Origin of the sequence: Frankia sp. R82 (assembly GCF_023716925.1) — a bacterium.
In the GTDB taxonomy this organism is placed as follows: Bacteria; Actinomycetota; Actinomycetes; order Frankiales; family Frankiaceae; genus Frankia.
This window is the reverse complement of the sequence record NZ_JAMQQG010000136.1, coordinates 1-1,937: the sequence shown is the minus strand read 5'-3', so window position 1 is coordinate 1,937 and position 1,937 is coordinate 1. Positions and strand designations below refer to the sequence as shown.

General features: G+C 70.4%; 4 protein-coding genes. All 4 read right to left on the bottom strand.

The window, feature by feature from the left end; translation table 11 throughout:
• Positions 1-404, bottom strand: a 404-nt coding sequence (locus ND747_RS16175) for a recombinase family protein (protein ID WP_251734442.1), incomplete at its 3' end; no start/stop codon positions are given.
• Between the two features lie 48 nt (positions 405-452).
• Positions 453-725 carry a hypothetical protein gene (locus ND747_RS16170; RefSeq protein WP_251734441.1) on the bottom strand — a complete coding sequence of 91 codons (273 nt, stop codon included), beginning with the start codon at positions 723-725 and terminating at the stop codon, positions 453-455.
• Positions 726-804: 79 nt separating this feature from the next.
• Complete coding sequence (locus tag ND747_RS16165) at positions 805-1,032, bottom strand: hypothetical protein (protein ID WP_251734440.1); 228 nt, start codon at positions 1,030-1,032, stop codon at positions 805-807.
• 85 nt (positions 1,033-1,117) lie between these two features.
• Positions 1,118-1,819, bottom strand: a complete 702-nt coding sequence (locus ND747_RS16160; protein ID WP_251734439.1) for a recombinase family protein — start codon at positions 1,817-1,819, stop codon at positions 1,118-1,120.
• Positions 1,820-1,937: the final 118 nt, after the last annotated feature.

The following is a 1,937-nucleotide window of genomic DNA, read 5'->3' as shown; positions in this document are numbered from 1 at the left end:
GCGGTGTCGAACGGCTCGGTGGCCGAGCGGAAGACGACGCCGGCCTGGTCGAGTTCTTCGAGCAGGGTGACGGTGTCACGCAGGTTGCGGGAGAGCCGGTCGACGCGGTAGACGAGAAGGACGTCGATCAGTCCGTGGCGGGCCGCGGACAGGGCGCGTTGCAGGGCGGGGCGTTCGGTGGTGGCGCCGGAGGCGTCGTCGGAGAACCGGTGGGCGATGGACCAGCTGGGCTGGGAGTCGACGTAGGAGCGCAGTCGTTCTTCTTGGGCTTCGATGGAGTAGGGCTGGTGTTCGTCGTCGGTGGAGCGCCGCAGGTAGATCCCGACCCGGACGGTGTCGAGTGGGTCGGGGGTGGGTTGGGGTGTGCGGTTCGCGCTCTTTCGACGCGAGGTCGCACGGGCCATGGCGCGTTTCCTTTCCTTCCGGTACTGGTTGTGGGCGGCGGTCGGGCTTTACGTGCCGCGTTGGTGGCGCGGGAGAACGCGACGGCATATTGACGCCGGGGAGAATCGGGTGCGTACCGGCTCGCGGCTGTCCTCGTGGAGCGGGTGGCTGGCCGGGTGGTGTGCTGTGAGGTACGTGAGGGTCTGGGCGTGCTGGTCGTCGAGGGACTTGCGGTGGCCGTGGGTGGTGATCCGGACGTAGAACGCAACCGGCGGTCCGGCGGGTTTGCTGATCGTCGCCGTCTTTGTGGTCGTCTGCTGGGTCGAAAATGGGCAGCGCATACCGAGGGCTCCTTTGCTGATGAGGGGTGGGCGGCCTATCCGAGAGGGACAGGCCGCCCGTGTGAAAGAGCAAGGGCTGTCAGGCCGCCCTTTTTGGCGCGACGTCCGGCGCGCCTTTCCGTTCCCACTGTAGGACAAGTTCGGCGAGAACGGACACTGCGGTGTCGTATTCCTCGGGAGTCATGGGGACGGTTTCGACGCGTTCGATGATGATGTTTCTGACCGCGTCCTGACGTTCAGCCGGCGCTTCTTCGCTGCTGTCGGCTGGAACGGGGTCGTTCTCGCGAGGGGGGCGCTGGCGGGTCACCGCGATGTCTCCGGGGCGGCGGTCCGTCCGCGGGAACCGTTGTCCGCCCGGGTGTGGATGCGGTCATGAAACGCCCGCGGTGGTTTCATGCGCTCGGTTCCCGGCTGCTGTCGGTGTTTCCCTGGTCGGTCGGTGGGCTTTCGGTGAAGGCCCACGGGGGTAGCTGCACGCTGAAAACTCCGGCGCCGGGGGGCGCGAGGAGTTGGGCGTGGTAGAAGGTGGCGCCGTCGATGATCGGCTGGTGGGCGCCGAGGCGGATCACCCAGGCGTCGGGTGGGACGGGCCGGCCGGCATGGGTGCGGCCCCAGACGGTGGCGCCGGTGTAGGTCGGGTTGGCCAGGACGCGGGTGACCGCGTTCGAGGTCCAGGGCCGGGGGAATCCGGTGGCGGGATCGATCCGCAGGACAGCGGGGGTTTCGACGCTGCGCAGCCGTGTGGCGATCGCGTGGGGGGTGAGCCGGTCCTCGATTCTCCACCGGTAGATCGCGACCACGACGGAGGCGGGTCCAGGGTCGAGCAGGAGCCGGATCCTGCGACGTTCCCCACCGCGTCGGGGGCCGACGCGCAGCGGCAGGTAGCCGTAGGGGATGGGGCCGAGGTGGTAGCCGTCGCGGACGAGGGCGATCTGCGCGTGGCGGGCGCGTTCGGTGGTGTCGGCGTGGTGCGCGGCGAGCAGCCGCGCGTCGCGTGCGGCGCGGCGGTGGACCAGCCGCGACCACCAGCCCGGCGGGCGGGCCGGCTCGGCGGGGGCGGGCGGCAGCGCGGGAATCGGCGAAAGATCAGACATGCAGGCTCCAGCCACACAGGCGAGCAGGAAGGAAGCGGGCAAGGCCGGCCCGGCCGTAGTGCGCTGGCCGGCGCAGGGGGCTCAGGCGGCGCGGCTCGCGGCGCTCGCGGGCCAGAGC